This window comes from Vibrio sp. YT-19(2023) (assembly GCF_033337395.1).
Genome location: NZ_JAWOQN010000222.1, coordinates 1 through 935, shown reverse-complemented (window position 1 = coordinate 935; position 935 = coordinate 1). Strand labels below are relative to the sequence as shown.

The following is a 935-nucleotide window of genomic DNA, read 5'->3' as shown; positions in this document are numbered from 1 at the left end:
ACGCTTCGGGGCGCACTTTATCAGGGCAAACCACGGAAGCATTTTACAACTCTCTACGTCATGTAAGGCCGTTATCTTTCGGTCTTAACTGTGCATTGGGGCCAGATGAACTGCGCCCATACGTGGAAGAGCTTTCTCGTATTTCTGAATCATTTGTTTCCGCACACCCTAACGCAGGTTTGCCGAATGCTTTTGGAGAATATGACCTTTCTCCAGAAGATATGGCAGAGCATGTAAAAGAGTGGGCTAGCAGCGGCTTTTTAAATCTGATTGGTGGCTGTTGTGGTACAACGCCGGAGCATATTCGCCAAATGGCGCAGGCCGTTGAGGGTGTTACACCTCGCGCTTTGCCAGATTTGCCTGTTGCTTGTCGTCTCTCCGGATTAGAGCCATTAACGATTGCGAAAGAGGCTTTATTCATCAATGGCGGTGAGCGAACTAACGTCACAGGTTCTGCTCGCTTTAAACGTTTGATCAAAGAAGAACAGTATGACGAAGCATTAGAAGTCGCGCGTCAGCAAGTTGAAAATGGTGCCCAAATCATCGACATCAACATGGATGAGGGGATGTTAGACGCACAGGCTTGTATGGTGCGTTTTCTAAACCTATGTGCCTCAGAACCAGAAATCTCCAAAGTGCCAATCATGGTCGACTCTTCCAAATGGGAAGTGATTGAAGCGGGTCTGAAATGCATTCAAGGTAAAGGTATTGTGAACTCTATCTCTTTGAAGGAAGGCAAAGAGAAATTTGTTGAGCAAGCTAAACTGATCCGTCGTTATGGCGCAGCTGTGATCGTCATGGCATTCGATGAGGTTGGTCAGGCAGAAACACGCGCGCGCAAGCTAGAAATTTGTACAAATGCTTATCGTATTTTTGTAGATGAAGTTGGCTTCCCGCCAGAAGACAATATTTTTGACCCAAACATTTTTGCCGTC

At 46.5% G+C, this 935-nt stretch carries 1 protein-coding gene; it reads left to right on the top strand.

What is annotated here, in order from left to right; genetic code table 11:
* Window positions 1-935, top strand: a 935-nt coding sequence (locus R7E78_RS25015; protein WP_318058459.1) for a dihydropteroate synthase, incomplete at both ends; no start/stop codon positions are given.